Annotated in this window: 16 protein-coding genes and 1 tRNA gene; 7 read left to right on the forward strand and 10 right to left on the reverse strand. The window is 34.8% G+C overall.

Translation table 11 applies throughout. The features are described from left to right. Positions 1-8 precede the first annotated feature (8 nt). The 8 genes from nuoF to aspS all read right to left on the reverse strand — a co-directional run bounded on the left by nuoF (position 9) and on the right by aspS (position 7,143). Positions 9-1,376 (reverse strand): NADH-quinone oxidoreductase subunit NuoF, encoded by a 1,368-nt coding sequence (nuoF, locus tag IWX84_RS08355; RefSeq protein WP_196850287.1) that lies wholly within the window; start codon positions 1,374-1,376, stop codon positions 9-11. 1 nt (position 1,377) lies between these two features. Beyond that, complete coding sequence (locus IWX84_RS08360) at positions 1,378-1,908, reverse strand: complex I 24 kDa subunit family protein (protein ID WP_196850288.1); 531 nt, start codon at positions 1,906-1,908, stop codon at positions 1,378-1,380. A gap of 80 nt (positions 1,909-1,988) precedes the next feature. Continuing rightward, positions 1,989-3,227: an NADH-quinone oxidoreductase subunit D gene (locus IWX84_RS08365; protein ID WP_196850289.1), complete on the reverse strand. Its 1,239-nt coding sequence runs from the start codon at positions 3,225-3,227 to the stop codon at positions 1,989-1,991. Positions 3,228-3,260: 33 nt separating this feature from the next. Then, on the reverse strand, positions 3,261-3,782 hold the full coding sequence (locus IWX84_RS08370) for an NADH-quinone oxidoreductase subunit C (protein WP_196850290.1): 522 nt from the start codon (positions 3,780-3,782) through the stop codon (positions 3,261-3,263). A gap of 3 nt (positions 3,783-3,785) precedes the next feature. Next, positions 3,786-4,334 carry an NADH-quinone oxidoreductase subunit B gene (locus IWX84_RS08375; protein ID WP_196850291.1) on the reverse strand — a complete coding sequence of 183 codons (549 nt, stop codon included), beginning with the start codon at positions 4,332-4,334 and terminating at the stop codon, positions 3,786-3,788. 125 nt (positions 4,335-4,459) lie between these two features. Continuing rightward, a complete protein-coding gene (locus IWX84_RS08380) occupies positions 4,460-4,825 on the reverse strand; it encodes an NADH-quinone oxidoreductase subunit A (protein ID WP_196850292.1) in 366 nt (121 codons plus the stop codon). A 245-nt stretch (positions 4,826-5,070) separates the two neighbouring features. Beyond that, positions 5,071-5,265: a cold-shock protein gene (locus IWX84_RS08385; RefSeq protein WP_007137066.1), complete on the reverse strand. Its 195-nt coding sequence runs from the start codon at positions 5,263-5,265 to the stop codon at positions 5,071-5,073. Positions 5,266-5,391: 126 nt separating this feature from the next. Continuing rightward, a complete protein-coding gene (gene aspS / locus IWX84_RS08390; RefSeq protein ID WP_196850293.1) occupies positions 5,392-7,143 on the reverse strand; it encodes an aspartate--tRNA ligase in 1,752 nt (583 codons plus the stop codon). A gap of 228 nt (positions 7,144-7,371) precedes the next feature. Between aspS and IWX84_RS08395 the strand changes: the two genes are divergently transcribed. Further along, a complete protein-coding gene (locus tag IWX84_RS08395) occupies positions 7,372-7,719 on the forward strand; it encodes a toxin-antitoxin system YwqK family antitoxin (protein ID WP_196850294.1) in 348 nt (115 codons plus the stop codon). A gap of 204 nt (positions 7,720-7,923) precedes the next feature. On the opposite strand, the gene IWX84_RS08400 is transcribed toward IWX84_RS08395, so the two are convergent. Next, positions 7,924-8,003: transfer RNA gene (locus IWX84_RS08400), tRNA-Leu, on the reverse strand. Positions 8,004-8,222: 219 nt separating this feature from the next. Here IWX84_RS08400 and IWX84_RS08405 point away from each other — a divergent pair. The 3 genes from IWX84_RS08405 (at position 8,223) to pth (ending at position 11,020) form a co-directional block, all read left to right on the forward strand. Continuing rightward, positions 8,223-9,164 (forward strand): ribose-phosphate pyrophosphokinase, encoded by a 942-nt coding sequence (locus IWX84_RS08405; protein WP_196850295.1) that lies wholly within the window; start codon positions 8,223-8,225, stop codon positions 9,162-9,164. A gap of 104 nt (positions 9,165-9,268) precedes the next feature. Next, positions 9,269-9,880 carry a 50S ribosomal protein L25/general stress protein Ctc gene (locus IWX84_RS08410; RefSeq protein ID WP_196850296.1) on the forward strand — a complete coding sequence of 204 codons (612 nt, stop codon included), beginning with the start codon at positions 9,269-9,271 and terminating at the stop codon, positions 9,878-9,880. A 465-nt stretch (positions 9,881-10,345) separates the two neighbouring features. After that, complete coding sequence (gene pth, locus IWX84_RS08415) at positions 10,346-11,020, forward strand: aminoacyl-tRNA hydrolase (RefSeq protein WP_196850297.1); 675 nt, start codon at positions 10,346-10,348, stop codon at positions 11,018-11,020. A gap of 54 nt (positions 11,021-11,074) precedes the next feature. Here the strand turns inward: pth and IWX84_RS08420 are convergent, their stop codons facing one another. Then, entirely contained in the window at positions 11,075-13,753 is a 2,679-nt protein-coding gene (locus IWX84_RS08420; RefSeq protein WP_196850298.1) for a reprolysin-like metallopeptidase, read from the reverse strand. A 218-nt stretch (positions 13,754-13,971) separates the two neighbouring features. On the opposite strand from IWX84_RS08420, the gene IWX84_RS08425 reads away from it, so the two are divergent. From IWX84_RS08425 to IWX84_RS08435, 3 genes are all read left to right on the forward strand, one after another. Next, entirely contained in the window at positions 13,972-14,901 is a 930-nt protein-coding gene (locus tag IWX84_RS08425) for a bifunctional riboflavin kinase/FAD synthetase (RefSeq protein WP_196850299.1), read from the forward strand. A 116-nt stretch (positions 14,902-15,017) separates the two neighbouring features. Then, the gene (locus IWX84_RS08430; RefSeq protein WP_196850300.1) at positions 15,018-15,467 is read left to right on the forward strand and encodes a hypothetical protein; all 450 of its coding nucleotides are present in this window, start codon (positions 15,018-15,020) and stop codon (positions 15,465-15,467) included. A 90-nt stretch (positions 15,468-15,557) separates the two neighbouring features. Then, positions 15,558-15,995 (forward strand): hypothetical protein, encoded by a 438-nt coding sequence (locus IWX84_RS08435; RefSeq protein ID WP_196850301.1) that lies wholly within the window; start codon positions 15,558-15,560, stop codon positions 15,993-15,995. Positions 15,996-16,045: the final 50 nt, after the last annotated feature.

Genomic DNA, 16,045 nt, shown 5'->3' on the forward strand with positions numbered 1-16,045 from the left:
TCTTGACTTTATACGATTACTTTAGAAACCAAATGCTTTACTTTTTCAAAAGGTTCAGCAACGAAATGATCTCTATTTTTTATTTTTTCCGGGAAACGAATGTGGTATTCAAACTCATCTCTAAAATGACGAATTGCTGCTGCTACTGGCCAAGCTGCCGCGTCACCTAATGGACAAATTGTATTTCCTTCAATTTTACTTTGAATACTCAACAACAAATCGATATCTTCTTCACGACCGTGACCATTTTCTATTCGGTGCAATACTTTTTCCATCCAGCCTGTACCTTCACGACATGGAGAACATTGTCCACAGCTTTCATGGTGGTAAAAACGAGAGAAATTCCAAGTATTACGAACAATACAAGACGTATCATTATAAACGATAAATCCACCTGATCCCAACATAGAACCAGTTGCAAATCCACCGTCACTTAACGATTCGTAGGACATTAAACGATCTTCACCGTTTGCCGTTTTATAAATTAAATGCGCAGGTAAAACGGGAACAGAACTTCCTCCCGGTACAAAAGCTTTCAAAGGTCTGTCAGAACTCATTCCTCCTAAATATTCATCAGAATTCATGAATTCGTAAACACTTAAACCCAATTCAATTTCATAAACACCAGGGTTTTTAATATGTCCTGAAGCCGAAATTAATTTGGTTCCTGTTGAACGTCCAATACCAATTTTAGCAAATTCAGCACCTGAATTATTTACAATCCAAGGCACAGCAGCAATTGTTTCGACATTATTTACAACCGTTGGATTTGCCCACAGCCCTGAAATAGCAGGAAATGGTGGTTTGATGCGAGGATTTCCTCTTTTTCCTTCCAAGGATTCAATCAAGGCTGTTTCTTCACCACAAATGTAAGCTCCGGCACCACAATGAACATAAAGTTCTAAATCATATCCTGAACCCAATATATTTTTACCTAAAAATCCAGCAGCTTTTGCTTCGTTTATGGCTCTTTCTAATATTTTATAAACCCACATGTATTCTCCACGAATATAGATGTAGGATAGGTTTGCACCCAAAGCATAACTGGAAGTAATCATTCCTTCGATCAATAAATGAGGAATAAATTCCATCAAATACCGGTCTTTGAAAGTTCCTGGTTCTGATTCATCTGCATTACAAACTAAATGTCTCGGTTTTCCTGACTTTTTATCAATAAAACTCCATTTCATTCCTGCAGGGAAACCTGCACCACCACGACCACGCAATCCTGAAGTTTTTACTTCTTCGACCACTTCGTCCGGTGTTAATGTTTTTAGGGCTTTTTCTACTGAAGCATAACCACCGTTTTGACGGTATACTTCGTAAGTTTTAATTCCTGGAATATTTATTTTATCTAATAATATTTTTTGTGACATATTATTTATCGTGTAATATTATTGTATCGTTTTTGCAATCTTCAATTAGCTGGTCGATTTTTGCTGCAGTCAAATGCTCTTTGTAAAAATCGCCTAATTGCATCATTGGAGCATAACCACAAGCTCCTAAACATTCAACACCTCTCACTTCAAAAAGACCGTCTGGAGTAGGCTCACCCACTTTTACACCTAATTTTTCACAGGTATAATCCATTAAATCCTCCACTCCATTCAAACAACAAGGAGAAGTTTGGCAAAATTCGAACATGTATTTCCCAATTGGTCTTTGGTTGTACATCGTGTAAAACGAAACAACTTCATATACCTCGATTGGCTTAATTTGAATAATTTCGGCTACTTTATCCATCAATTCGATACTCAACCAATTCTCGTGAGCATCTTGAACTTCATGTAAAACAGGCAACAAAGCCGATTTTCTTTTATCTTCAGGATAATGACTAATCAATTCATTGATGCGACTCATCAATGCTTCGGTTATATTTATTTCTTGTTTGTGATAGGTTCTTTCCATTCTTTAATTTTAGATTTTAGATTTTGGATTTTGGATTTTTCAATCCGCCTTCTTAAATCTGTATTCTGCAATCTTAATTTTTATGCGTCCAATTCTCCGGCAATAACATTTAAACTTGATAAAATAACAATCGCATCCGAGAGCAATGATCCTTTTATCATTTCTGGATACGCTTGGTAATAAATAAAACAAGGTCTACGAAAATGCAATCTATAAGGTGTTCGACTTCCATCAGTTACCAAATAGAAACCTAATTCTCCGTTTCCACCTTCTACAGGATGATATATTTCAGCAACTGGAACAGGAACTTCTCCCATTACAATTTTGAAATGATAAATTAAAGATTCCATATTGTGATATACATCTTCTTTTGGAGGAAGATAATAATCAGGAACATCAGCATGAAAGTCATTTCCTTCCGGCATTTTTTCCAATGCTTGACGAATGATACTCAAACTCTCCCAAACTTCGGCATTACGAACACAAAAACGGTCGTACGTATCGCCTGATTTTCCAACAGGAATAATAAAGTCAAAATCTTCGTAAGAAGAATACGGTTGCGCAACACGAACATCATAATCAACACCGGCAGCACGTAAATTTGGACCTGTAAACCCGTAAGCCATTGCTTGCTCAGCAGTGATTGCACCTACATTTACAGTTCTATCAATAAAAATTCTATTTCTTTCGAATAAGTTTTCAAATTCTTTCCAAGCAGCAGGAAAATCTGCTAAAAATGTATTTAATAATTCAAATGCTTTAGGTGACCAATCTCTTTCGAAACCACCAATTCTTCCCATATTAGTAGTCAAACGCGCTCCACAAATTTCTTCGTAGATCTCGTACACTTTTTCTCTAAATTGGAACACATATAAAAATCCGGTATAGGCTCCGGTATCCACACCAAGAATGGAATTACAGATGATATGATCTGTGATTCTCGCCAACTCCATTACAATTACTCTTAAATATTGCGCTCTTTTAGGAACTTCAATATCTAACAATTTTTCTAATGTCATCCACCAACCCATATTGTTTATAGGAGAGGAACAATAGTTCATTCTATCGGTAAGAGGTGTGATTTGGTAAAAAGGACGATTTTCAGCGATTTTTTCGAAAGCTCTGTGAATGTAACCAATGGTCGGCTCCGCTTCCAGAATTCTTTCTCCATCCATCAACAAAATATTTTGAAAAATACCGTGTGTCGCTGGATGCGTAGGCCCTAAATTAAGAATCGAAAGTTCGCTTCCGTCTTCGTTTAGTTGGGCTGCAATTCTTTTAGCATATCGATGCTCTGGTGGTAATAATAGTTCTGACATTTATTTAATGTGAAAAATTATAATAGTTTTTATTTAATAATTGTCGGTCGTTCTTCCAAAGAAACGGTCATCTTTATCCGTTCTTCCGCTGTCTTCCATTGGAAATTCTTTTCGCATTGGAAAAGAAATCATTTCATCCATATTCAAAATACGTTTCAATTGTGGATGTCCAATAAAATCTATACCATAAAAATCAAATGTTTCTCTTTCCATCCAATTCGAACTTAAGAAAATATTAGATATGGTTCTAATTTGAGGCTTTTCGCCATCAATAAACGCTTTGATTTTTATACGTTTGTTTTCATACCAATTGTGCAAATGATAAACCACCGCAAATTGTCTATTTACTTCATTATCTGGATAATGAACACCACATAAATCAGTTAAAAAATGAAAACGCAATTCTGGATCGTTTTTCAAAAAAAGAATTACCGCAGTGATGTTATCAGCTGCCACTTCAAATGAAAAAATGTCTTTTTCTTGATTGTAATGAGAAACATTTTCTCCAAATGTTTCCGTTAGTTTATCTTGAATTTGTATCGTTTCTAAAGCCATTATTTATTTGATATTATAAGACGCTAATAATTCTTGATATTCAGGAGAACTTCTTCTTCGCACAGATTCGCTTCTTACTAATTCTTGCAATTTCATAACGCCATCAACTATTTGTTCTGGTCTAGGAGGACATCCAGGAACATAAACATCTACCGGAATTACTTTATCTATCCCTTGTAAAACAGAATAGGTATCAAAAATACCACCTGAACAAGCACAAGCACCAACAGCGATAACCCAGCGAGGTTCTGACATTTGCTCATAAACCTGACGTAAAATTGGCGCCATTTTTTTCGAAATTGTTCCCATTACCATTAACATATCCGCTTGACGAGGAGAAAAACTCACTCGCTCAGAACCAAAACGTGCCAAATCGTAATGCGAAGCCATTGTTGCCATAAATTCAATTCCACAACAAGAGGTTGCAAAAGGCAATGGCCATAATGAATTAGCACGAGCCATTCCCACAACATCATTCAGTTTTGTAGCGAAGAAACCTTCCCCAACAACACCTTCTGGCGGCTCAACCATTTTTATATTTGAATCACTCATTTTAATTTTAGATTTTAGAATTAGAATTTCAAACTTTTAAAGTCTAAAAAATTAATTCAATTTTAAAAATCAATATTTATCAATTTGAGAAATCGTAAATCATAAATCTCAAATCGTAAATCCTTTTATTCCCACTCTAAGGCTTTCTTTTTGATAATGTAGAAAAAACCTACCAAAAGCAATAGCATAAAAATCACCATCTTAACCATTCCTTCCATTCCTAACTCCTTGAAATTGATTGCCCAAGGATAAAGAAAGATTACCTCAACATCGAACAAAACAAATAATATAGCTACAAGAAAATATTTTACTGAAAATGGAATTCTAGCGTTTCCAACAGATTCTATACCGCATTCGAAGTTTTTATCTTTGATTTCCGACGATCTTTTAGGACCTAATTTTCCAGAAACTATAATTGTACCAACTACAAATCCCACAGCCAAAATGAACTGCATTAAAATTGGGATATAATTAAATTGATCGGATTGCATATTACGTATATTTATGAATGAGAATAAGCCACAAAGATAGGTTTCAAGTATTTAAAACACAAGTTTAAAACAATTTTTAGTTTAAACGAAAATACAATTGTTAACTAATTTTTATTGATTATAAATAAGGCAATTTGTTGTTAAATTCTCCTCAGCTACTTCCCAAACTAGTAAAAATAAAAAAAACGTTTCGAAATAAATCGAAACGTTTTAAACATTCTTAACAAAAAAATAAATTTTTCTGCTTAGATAACTGCTACTTTCGCAGCAACTTTTCCTTTTCTTCCTTCTTCTTCTTCATAGCTAACTCTGTCACCTTCGCGCAATTCTTCCGCGTTGATTCCTGATGCATGAACAAAAATGTCTTTTCCTGTTTCTTCGTCTGTAATGAATCCGTAACCTTTAGATTCATTGAAAAATTTAACTGTACCTGTACGCATTGTAATAGTAATAATAATTTATAATGGAGCAAATGTAATCTTTAATGTAATACGAAAGATACTATTCTATTTTTTTTTTGTAAAAATATTGATATTCAACGTTTTCTAACAAATTTTATCGACAAACTACAGAATGTCTAATTTAATATGCAGCTCATTTAATTGTGATTCATCAATTATTGATGGCGCGTCAATCATTACATCTCTTCCGGAATTATTTTTTGGAAAAGCAATAAAATCACGAATAGTCTCTTGTCCCCCAAGAATAGCTACCAATCTATCCAATCCAAAAGCTAATCCTCCATGTGGTGGCGCACCAAACTGGAAAGCATCCATCAGGAATCCAAATTGTGCTTTAGCTCCCTCTTCGGTGAAACCTAAATATTTAAACATCAATTGTTGTGTTGCTTTATCGTGAATACGAATAGAACCACCACCAATTTCATTACCATTCAAAACCATATCGTAGGCATTGGCCCGAACTTTTCCTGGATCAGTCTCCAATAAATGCATGTCTTCTGGTTTTGGAGAAGTAAAAGGATGATGCATCGCATGATAACGACCACTTTCTTCATCAAATTCCAATAACGGAAAATCAACAACCCAAAGTGGTGCAAATTCCGTTGGTTTTCTCAAACCTAATCGTGTCGCCACTTCCATACGCAAAGCACTTAACTGAGAACGGGTTTTGTCAGCCGGTCCCGAAAGAACAAAAATCATATCTCCCGGCAAAGCTCCAGTTGTTTTTGCCCAATTGCTTAAATCAGCCTGGTCGTAAAATTTATCTACGGATGATTTATAGGTCCCGTCTTCATTACATTTCACGTACACCATTCCTGATGCACCCACTTGAGGACGCTTAACCCAGTCAATTAATCCATCTATTTCTTTACGAGTGTAGTTACCAACTCCTGGAACAGCAATTCCCACCACTAATTCAGCCGCATTAAATACAGGGAAATCTTTGCTTTTTGCTACTTCATTCAACTCTCCGAATTCCATTCCGAAACGAATATCTGGTTTGTCATTACCGTATGTTTTCATCGCATGCTCATAGGTCATTCTTGGGAATTTATCTAATTCGATACCTTTTATTTCTTTTAGTAAATGTCTTGTCAAGCCTTCAAAAATATTTAATATATCTTCTTGTTCCACGAAAGCCATTTCACAATCGATTTGTGTGAATTCAGGCTGTCTGTCTGCACGTAAATCTTCATCACGGAAACATTTCACGATTTGGAAATATTTATCCATTCCACCTACCATCAATAATTGTTTGAAAGTTTGTGGTGATTGCGGTAAAGCATAAAACTGTCCTTCATTCATTCGAGAAGGAACAACAAAATCTCTGGCTCCTTCCGGAGTAGATTTTATCAAGTAAGGCGTTTCCACTTCACAAAAATCTAAATCCGAAAGATATTTTCTAACTTCCATAGCTACTTTGTGACGAAAAAGCAAACTGTTTTTTACAGGATTTCTTCTAATGTCAAGGTAACGGTATTTCATTCTGATATCTTCACCACCATCGGTCTCGTCCTCAATTGTAAAAGGAGGCGTAAGCGATGCATTAAGAATATTCAATTCAGTAACTAAAATTTCGATATCACCCGTGGCCATGTTTTTGTTTTTGGCTTCACGCTCAATAACAGTTCCTTTTACCTGAATAACGAATTCACGACCCAAAGTTTTTGCTAATTCAAATACTTCTTTTTTTGAACGCCCTTCGTCAAATATTAATTGTGTAATTCCATATCGATCACGTAAATCGACCCAATTCATAAATCCCTTATCGCGAGATTTCTGAACCCAACCGGCAAGTGTAACTTCTGTATTAATATGTGAGGCATTCAATTCGCCACAGTTATGACTTCTATACATGATCCAAATTTTAGATTATTTAGCCCTTTGGGGGCGGGTGCAAATTTAAGACTAATTATGAATAATGAATTGAGAATAGTAAATATTTAGTACATATATATAGTTTCCGTTTCTTTCCAATGTTAAGTTTTTATTCAATGTTATTAAATTGTTATGTAAATGTGTTGTAATTGTAAAATATTTTATAATTTTGAAGAATAAATATGTAAAACATTAAAAACTAACGATATGAAAAATTATGTAATTTTAGTTGCAATATTATTCACAGGAATACTATTTGCTCAAGAATCAAAACCAGTTCTTGAACCTTTCGGTAAAAAAGTAAAAGCGACTTATTTTTATGAAAATGGTCAAATGCAACAAGAAGGTTTCTTTGAAAACGGAAAACTAGAAGGATTTTGGGTTTCTTACAATGAGGATGGAAGTAAAAAATCATCGGGGTTTTATGATAAAGGAATTAAAACTGGGAAATGGTTTTTTTGGAATGATAACAATTTAAGCGAAGTAGATTATTCCAAAAGCCAAATTGCTTCCGTAAAAACTTGGAAACGAGAAAGCATTGCGAATGTTGATTAACACATATCCAATAATAAACGCAAAGAAAACATACCTTTAAGTTATTCGCATTTATAAATACAATCCACAAAAGCAGAGCCACTAATAAAAATTAGTGGCTCTGCTTTTTTAAAATCAAGAAATTAATAGCTATTAAAGCAATAGAATCAACCAATACGATTTATGTTAAACCAAAAAAAACCGCTTCTTTCGAAGCGGTTTTTGTACCCGGAGCCGGAGTCGAACCGGCACGGTTTCCCACAGGTGTTTGAGACCAGCGCGTCTACCAATTCCGCCATCCGGGCTTAGCAGACATGAAATAACGACAGTTATTTCAACGCAATAAAAGATGTGATTGTGTTTAAATCAACCATCAATTCCTTTAACACGGTGCAAATGTAAAAAATAATATTAAATGTTCAACTAAAAATACTTAATTTTTTCCTTTCAGAGTTGAATAAATTTTATAAATTTGCACCTCGTTAAAAACACAACACACAACTAACTACAAAACAACAAATTAAATGTCACACCTAGAACCAGAAGCTAAAATTTTTGCTTGTTCACAAAGTGTATATCTTGCTGAAAAAATAGCGGAACAATACGGAATTCCATTAGGGAAAATAAGCATGTCGAAATACAGCGACGGTGAATTTCAACCTTCTTATGAAGAGTCAATCAGAGGATTACGGGTTTTTATTGTTTGTTCAACTTTTCCTACCGCAGATAATTTGATGGAATTGTTACTTATGATTGATGCAGCAAAACGCGCTTCGGCTCGACACATAACTGCAGTAATACCTTACTTTGGTTGGGCGCGACAAGATAGAAAAGACAAGCCAAGAGTGCCGATAGGAGCAAAATTAGTAGCTAATTTATTGGACGCTGCTGGAGCTACTAGAGTAATGACAATGGATTTGCACGCAGATCAAATTCAAGGCTTCTTTGAAAAACCAGTAGATCATCTTTTTGCATCGACTATCTTTTTACCTTATGTAAAAAGTTTAGGATTAGATAATTTAACGATTGCTTCTCCAGATATGGGTGGTTCCAAAAGAGCGTATGCCTATTCTAAATTTTTGGAATCTGATGTGGTTATTTGTTACAAACAAAGAAAAGAAGCCAATATTATTGACACCATGGAATTGATTGGTGAGGTAAGAGGTAAAAACGTGATATTAGTAGATGACATGATTGATACCGGAGGAACTTTGGCGAAAGCCGCTGATTTAATGATCGAAAAAGGAGCATTGAGCGTAAGAGCAATTTGCACCCACGCTATTTTATCAGGAGATGCCTACGAAAAAATAGAGAATTCTAAATTATTAGAATTAATAGTTACCGATTCTATTCCGTTGAAGAAAGAATCAAACAAAATAAGAGTGTTGAGTTGTGCACCACTTTTTGCAGAAGTTATGCACATGGTACACCACAACAATTCCATTAGTGGGAAGTTTATAATGTAATACACAAGTCTTAAAGTTGTAAGTCATAAAGTCGAAAGCCTTCATGTCCTAACGCTTAAAGCAATTAACAAGTAATATTATTTAATAACTATATTTTTTTTACAATGAAATCGATTACAATTAAAGGATCAGAAAGAGAAAGCGTGGGTAAAGTTGCGACTAAAGCCCTACGTAATGCTGGATTGGTTCCTTGCGTATTATACGGAGGAAATCAGGCAGTTCATTTCTCAGCAGAAGTTATGGCTTTCAAAAACTTGGTTTACACTCCAAACGCTCACACAGTTGAGATCGATCTTGGAAAAGGAAAATCATTTAACGCAATTTTACAAGACATCCAGGTTCACCCGGTGTCTGACAAGATTTTACACATTGACTTCTTTCAATTATTTGATGACAAAGAAATCACTATGGAAGTTCCTGTTAAAGTTGTTGGAACCTCTAAAGGTGTTCTTGCAGGTGGTGTTTTACGTTTGAACACTCGTAAACTTAAAGTAAAAGCTTTACCAAAAAATCTTCCAGATTTTATTGAAGCTGACATTACTCCACTTGAAATGGGGAACAAATTGTACGTTACTAAATTAGCAAACGACAATTACAAATTGATTCACCCTGACAACACTGTTGTTGCTCAAGTAAGAATCTCTCGTGCCGCTATGAAAGCAGCTCAAGAAGCAGCCAAAGCAGCGAAAGCTCCAGTAAAAGGAAAGAAAAAATAATCTTTTTTCCATCAAATTTAAAAGCATCAGTTGTAAAACTGGTGCTTTTTTTATTTAATCTGTCCCGAAAGCAATCGGGATTTTTCCCCATTCTTGAACTCGTTTCGCATTCTTGAATTTATTTCCCATCCTTAATAATTAGGAGCACAAACCCTCGTTTTACCACAGCAGTTGTCCCGCTTTCCATTGCAATCTTTTCATCTCGTTTTGACAACGAGATAAAAAGGATTTCCATTTCAATCGCGGCTAGTTTAGAACATTTAGTTTGGTCAAGACAATTTCAAATATCGTAGCGACACAAAAAAAGGCATCTTTGTCAAAGTTTCGAACTTTGACAAAGATTAAAAAACCAAAACCTTTTATGAAAAACAAGGAAGAAATACATTTTAGGCAAAAACATAAAATATTTCACTAATACCAAATTATCTAATTGACTAATTATCTAATTAAGTTTACTTTTGCAGCATGATAAAATGGATATACAACCTGTTTTCATCAAAGAAAATAGAAGACAATACAGATTATATGAAACCGGAGGTTCACGAACACCAAAAAAACAATATAAAAAACGTGAGTAATAAATTTTTAATAGTTGGACTCGGCAACATTGGTGCCGAATATGTAAACACCCGACACAACATCGGGTTTAAAGTAGTCGATTTCCTAGCCCGAAAGGAAGGAGTCACTTTCGAAACCGTAAAACTGGGTTCCCTTGCCGAATATAAGTTTAAAGGCAGAACACTTCTACTTCTCAAACCCAACACTTATATGAATTTGAGCGGTAAAGCGGTACAATATTGGATGGAGAAAGAGAAAATTCCGCTGGAAAACATCTTAATCATTGCCGATGATTTGAATCTTTCTTTTGGAAGTATTCGCATTAGATCTAAAGGAAGCGACGGCGGTCACAACGGACTCAAAAATATCAATTTGGTTTTAAATACTCAAAACTATGCTCGATTTCGTTTTGGAATTAGCGACGAATTCAAAAAAGGAAAACAAATCGATTACGTACTTGGAGAGTGGGATGATGCTGAAAAAACTGCACTTCCGGAAAGACTGGAAGTAGCTTCGGAGATTATAAAATCTTTCGGGACTGCCGGATTAGAAAATACCATGACGGCATTTAACGGGAAATAAAAAAAGGGAAACATGAACTCATGTTTCCCTTTTTGGTTATGTACTGTTTTTTATTTATTCGACCACTATTTTCTTAATTTGTTTTCGTTCTCCATCCACAACTGTCAATAAATAAATACCCGCTTGCGCATTTTTTAATTGAATATTTTCATTGAAATTAGCGTTGTTTTCAAACTCTTTTTCAAATATTTTTCTGCCCAACAAATCATTAACAAGGACTTTTATTCCAGTAGAAGATTTACTTGTAAACTGTACATTAAAATTTCCTTTGTTGGGATTTGGATATAAAACAAAATCATTGATTTCAAATTCAGGCGCCGCAAGCGTATAGGTTTGCGTGCAAATAGTTATCGATGCTGAATTTAAGGTTCCGACATCCCCTTTGAACGCATCACGAATTCTGAAAGTCCAAACTCCCGCGGGGTTTTGTCCATTAAAAACTGCTAAAGGCTCGTAGGGAGTTACATTTTGAACTGCAGTTTCGCTACAAGAAAGTGCGTTTCCTTGATCATCATAATTCAATAGTAATGTATTACTAGTGGTTCCACAACTTCTTTCAAACAATTTTACGGTTGGACCTTGTGGGCCGACAACATCAATTTGTACATCTGACAAATAGGAGTGAGTAAAACCAACAGCCAAACTTACGTTAGCTATTGCGCCCGTGGAAGCAGGAACAGTAATCGCTCTTGTTGTGTAACTTGCAGATTCCGGTATTGCAAAAGGAGCATTGAAAGTATATGTATTACAAGAAGAAGTTACCGAATATCCAATAGCAAAAGCTTTGCTGTTTAAAGCATAAAATATATTCCCCGTTGGCTCAATCAAAATTCTACAATTTTTAGCAATAAAATTTGGCACGGTGATAGTTTGAGAACCATCATTGGGCGTGGCCCCAGCCAAAGTAGTTGGAAAAGTCAAACCACCATCAGTAGAAAGTTTGATATTTACCGTAGAAGATCCGGTCAAAGCAGCTGAACCATTTACACTCCAAGTTACCGTTTGTGAGGTACCTTGAAACCAACTTAAATTATCGGTGTTTTGTGAAGTAACGGCAAATGGACCTACCGTTCCACTAACATTTACGATCATTTCATCGGTATTGGTTTGTGCATTGCCTTCTGCAGCATTATCTCTCCCGGTCAAAGTAAAATGCAATGTTCTTGCTACTGTAGCAACCGATTCCCATATTGTGGTTAATTTATTAGACAATACGGAACTGTAGGCAGGCATGTATCTAATTTTAGAACTGCTAGGCAAGATTGATCTAAATAATGGACCGTTAGGTTTAGTGGGTATTGCTGTACTGTTCGCTCCGCTTTGCGTAGTAGCAGAATCATTTTCTTCCCAGCAATAAGTCAATACATCACCATTAATGTCAGACCCAGTACCTTTTAAAATAAATGGAGTGCCATAAGGAATTGTCCAATCAAGGCCTGCATCAATAACAGGAGGACTATTTGTCGTTATTGTACTTACTGGACATGTTTTGGTTAAAAGATTCGTCTGGATTTGATTAATACTGGCATATGCAAAATAATCATCTGAATTAGGTTGAACATCATAATCAGTGGTAATTCCGGCATAACCCATAATAGTAGATCCACTTCCTGGTTCTACACTTACCCCAGTGTCTTCAATACTATATGAAAAAGTATGATTTGCACCTAATTGATGTCCCATTTCATGAGCTACAAAATCAATATCAAAGGTATCTCCTTCCGGTTTTGAATCACTGGGTGAGGTAAAAGCACTTCCTTTCCCTAAGGGTACGTCCAATGAAGGATTAACACAAACGCAACCAATACAACCCGCGTTACCGCCCCCACCTGCTGCGCCAAATAAATGACCTATATCGTATCCACCATTGCCTATAACGTTGCTTAAATTATCTTGCAATTCTTGATTCCAGGCCCCTCCAACACCTGCTGTTGAATCAGAATATGGATCTGTAATTGCATTTGTATACATTATGGAAGCATTATTGGAAATGATTTCTAATTTTACAGCTAAGTCTTTATTTAAGATTGCATTTACTCTAGTCATGGTTTTATTCATACCAGCCAAAGCCCCTGAGACGGTTCCTCCAAAATAAGTAGCATATTCTCCAGTGCAGGACAAAGCAAGTCTTAAGGTTTTAAAAACTCTATTATTTGCTGATATTTCGCTCGCTTTATTTAGCAGTTCCTTGCTCAAAGCCTTATCTTCAGTTGTACAACTAAAAGGCAAATCTCCTCTATTTCTGTTTTTAGAATAAAAAAGCACATACATACTCTTGTTCTCAGGATATGGTTCTATAAATTCAGAACCTTCATCAGCTCTTAAAACCATGGTTTGAATCCCATTTGGAGAGAAACTAAAATTTATCGAGGCTTTTTTGTCTGTGATACCAACTCCCGCATACGCTCTAATATCGGGATATTTAGCTTGCAATTCTGGTGCAAAATTAGAAGATTCCCACACTAAGAACTGTTCTAAGACTCCTTTTTTGTTCGGAATTAGTATCGTAATTCTATTTCCTTTCGCTATTTTATCCTGCAACGGAAGCAATGACTGCTTCATCGCCACCTCATCTAAAGAAAATAACAATTTATTATCGAGATTTGGCTTAACACCATTTCGATTTGAGATGGACAGCTTGTTCTGGTCCACTTTTTTCCAAGGAGAGTCGTTTTGAGCGTGGATTGTTGAACTAACAACTACAATCATCAGTAATAGTATAGTTTTTTTCATGGCCAAAAAATATTTAAACGTCAAAATTAAACCATTTATGTTAATGTATTAGTCCAAAGCTTAATAATTTAAAAGAATTAATACATTCGAACCGATGATTTTTTGTTTTTAAAGACTTTTTTGAAAATTCTATGCCAAATTCTATCGAAAATCAATTCCATTAGCGGTTGCATTTAAAATAGATAGTATAAATTTGCAGCATTATAAAAACAATTGCTTTGAAGATTTTTCATTCCATAAACGATTTCGCTTCCACAAAAAAAACAATCTTAACTTTAGGAACTTTTGATGGAGTTCATATTGGGCATAGAAAAATTCTGGAAAAAATAATTCAAAAATCACAAAACGGTACTTATGAAAGTCTGGTTCTTACTTTCTTTCCTCATCCCAGAATGGTTTTACAGGAACATTCCGATATAAAATTACTCAACACCATTGACGAAAAAATAGATTTGTTAAACCAAATTGGAATTGAGAACCTTGTTATCCATCCTTTTGACGAACAATTTTCCAGACTGACAGCAGAGGAATTTGTCAGTACTATTTTAGTTGATCGATTTCACATTCAAAAAATAATTATTGGTCATGACCATCGTTTTGGAAGAAATCGCACTGCAGATATTCAAGATTTGATCGCTTTTGGAGAACAATATGGTTTCGAAGTGGAACAAATATCAGTTCAGGAAATAAATGAGATTTCCGTAAGTTCGACCAAGATTAGAAAGGCATTATTACAAGGAGACATGGTTTTGGCAAATGAATATTTAGGATATGAGTATTTCTTGACCGGAATCATTGTTAAAGGAAAACAATTAGGCAGAACGATAGGTTTTCCAACTGCCAACTTAAAAGTTGAAGAAGATTACAAACTTATTCCACAAAATGGAGTTTATATTGTGAAAAGCCTAATCAATAATAAAACTGTTTTCGGAATGATGAACATTGGTTTCAATCCCACTGTTAATGGTCAAAATCAAACGATAGAAGTCAATTATTTTGACTTTAATGAAGATTTGTATGGTCAAGAAATCACCGTTTCTATTTTAAAAAGAATTCGTTCAGAACAAAAATTTGAATCTGTTTCTCTTTTACGAGAACAATTGCAAAAAGATGCAACAACCGCAAACACTTATTTGAACCAGCTATAATTTTAGTGAAAATTCTTTTAACACATTTTACGAAATATTACTATATTTTCTGTAAATTTGACATAATGTGATGTTTATCATACAGATATTTTTTTAATTGCTTAAAATCTAATCATATGAAACTACCAAAAGAAATTTCCAATGGCTTAATTATCTTCATCGGAATCGGAGCTTATTTTTTATTAATGGAGCTTTTGGGTTTAGCAGATCTGATTTTCTTACGATTATTTAATGTTTTATTTGTTATTTATGGTACCAATAGGACTTTACAATCCAATTTTATGGAAGGTGAAATAGCTTTGGTTTCCAATGGTGTTGCAGCACTTCTCACCTCTCTATCCGGAGTTTTTTTAAGCATCCTTGGACTCATTGGCTATAGTTATGCAAAAGGTGGCGACGCCTATGTGCAATCCTTATCTAAGACTTTTTTATTTGGTGGTAACCCGTCCGTTATGACGTATTCTATTTCTTTATTTTTTGAAGGAATCGTATCTGCGGTAATTGTTACCTTTATTTTGCTGTTAATCTGGGAGACCAAATACTCTTCTGATAAACATAAAATTTAAATATAAAATTCTTGTCTTTTTGGTCACTTTAAAAAAACAAGACGTTATTTTCTTGAAAATTTTCTTCATAAAATAAAAAAAGCACCATCTATGAAACTACCAAAAGAAGTATTAAACGGAAGCATTATTTTTATTGGAATTGGAATCTTTTTTTTACTAATGAACGTTTTAGGACTCGCTAATTTGTTTTATCTACGTTTGTTAAACGTTGTCTTCATTTTTTACGGTGTCAACAAAACCATCGAAATGAATATTGTTGAAGGCAAAAAAGAATTTGTTGCTAACGCTGTATCGGCTATGAAGACTTCTCTTGTCGGCGTGTTTTTAAGCATTTTGGCATTAATTATTTATAGCTACTCAAAAGGAGGTGATGCCTATGTTCAATCACTTTCAAAAACTTTTTTGTTTGGAGGAAACCCATCGGTAACTACATATTCCATTTGCTTGCTTTTTGAAGGAATGGCATCGTCAGTAATTGTCACCATGTTATTAATGTTATACTGGAACAATAAGCTTTCAACTGACTAATTTCCTCTTATAAAATTATTTTACATTGTCTTTTAAAAACTATTAAATTG

The organism is Flavobacterium sp. CG_9.10 (assembly GCF_015752245.1).
Lineage (GTDB): Bacteria > Bacteroidota > Bacteroidia > Flavobacteriales > Flavobacteriaceae > Flavobacterium.

Excerpts from the sequence above, each read along its gene's own strand:
- nuoF (WP_196850287.1), bottom strand. The coding sequence starts at position 1,376 with ATGTCACAAAAAATATTATTAGATAAAATAAATATTCCAGGAATTAAA.
- IWX84_RS08360 (WP_196850288.1), bottom strand. The coding sequence starts at position 1,908 with ATGGAAAGAACCTATCACAAACAAGAAATAAATATAACCGAAGCATTG.
- IWX84_RS08365 (WP_196850289.1), bottom strand. The coding sequence starts at position 3,227 with ATGTCAGAACTATTATTACCACCAGAGCATCGATATGCTAAAAGAATT.
- IWX84_RS08370 (WP_196850290.1), bottom strand. The coding sequence starts at position 3,782 with ATGGCTTTAGAAACGATACAAATTCAAGATAAACTAACGGAAACATTT.
- IWX84_RS08375 (WP_196850291.1), bottom strand. The coding sequence starts at position 4,334 with ATGAGTGATTCAAATATAAAAATGGTTGAGCCGCCAGAAGGTGTTGTT.
- IWX84_RS08380 (WP_196850292.1), bottom strand. The coding sequence starts at position 4,825 with ATGCAATCCGATCAATTTAATTATATCCCAATTTTAATGCAGTTCATT.
- IWX84_RS08385 (WP_007137066.1), bottom strand. The coding sequence starts at position 5,265 with ATGCGTACAGGTACAGTTAAATTTTTCAATGAATCTAAAGGTTACGGA.
- aspS (WP_196850293.1), bottom strand. The coding sequence starts at position 7,143 with ATGTATAGAAGTCATAACTGTGGCGAATTGAATGCCTCACATATTAAT.
- IWX84_RS08395 (WP_196850294.1), top strand. The coding sequence starts at position 7,372 with ATGAAAAATTATGTAATTTTAGTTGCAATATTATTCACAGGAATACTA.
- IWX84_RS08405 (WP_196850295.1), top strand. The coding sequence starts at position 8,223 with ATGTCACACCTAGAACCAGAAGCTAAAATTTTTGCTTGTTCACAAAGT.
- IWX84_RS08410 (WP_196850296.1), top strand. The coding sequence starts at position 9,269 with ATGAAATCGATTACAATTAAAGGATCAGAAAGAGAAAGCGTGGGTAAA.
- pth (WP_196850297.1), top strand. The coding sequence starts at position 10,346 with ATGATAAAATGGATATACAACCTGTTTTCATCAAAGAAAATAGAAGAC.
- IWX84_RS08420 (WP_196850298.1), bottom strand. The coding sequence starts at position 13,753 with ATGAAAAAAACTATACTATTACTGATGATTGTAGTTGTTAGTTCAACA.
- IWX84_RS08430 (WP_196850300.1), top strand. The coding sequence starts at position 15,018 with ATGAAACTACCAAAAGAAATTTCCAATGGCTTAATTATCTTCATCGGA.
- IWX84_RS08435 (WP_196850301.1), top strand. The coding sequence starts at position 15,558 with ATGAAACTACCAAAAGAAGTATTAAACGGAAGCATTATTTTTATTGGA.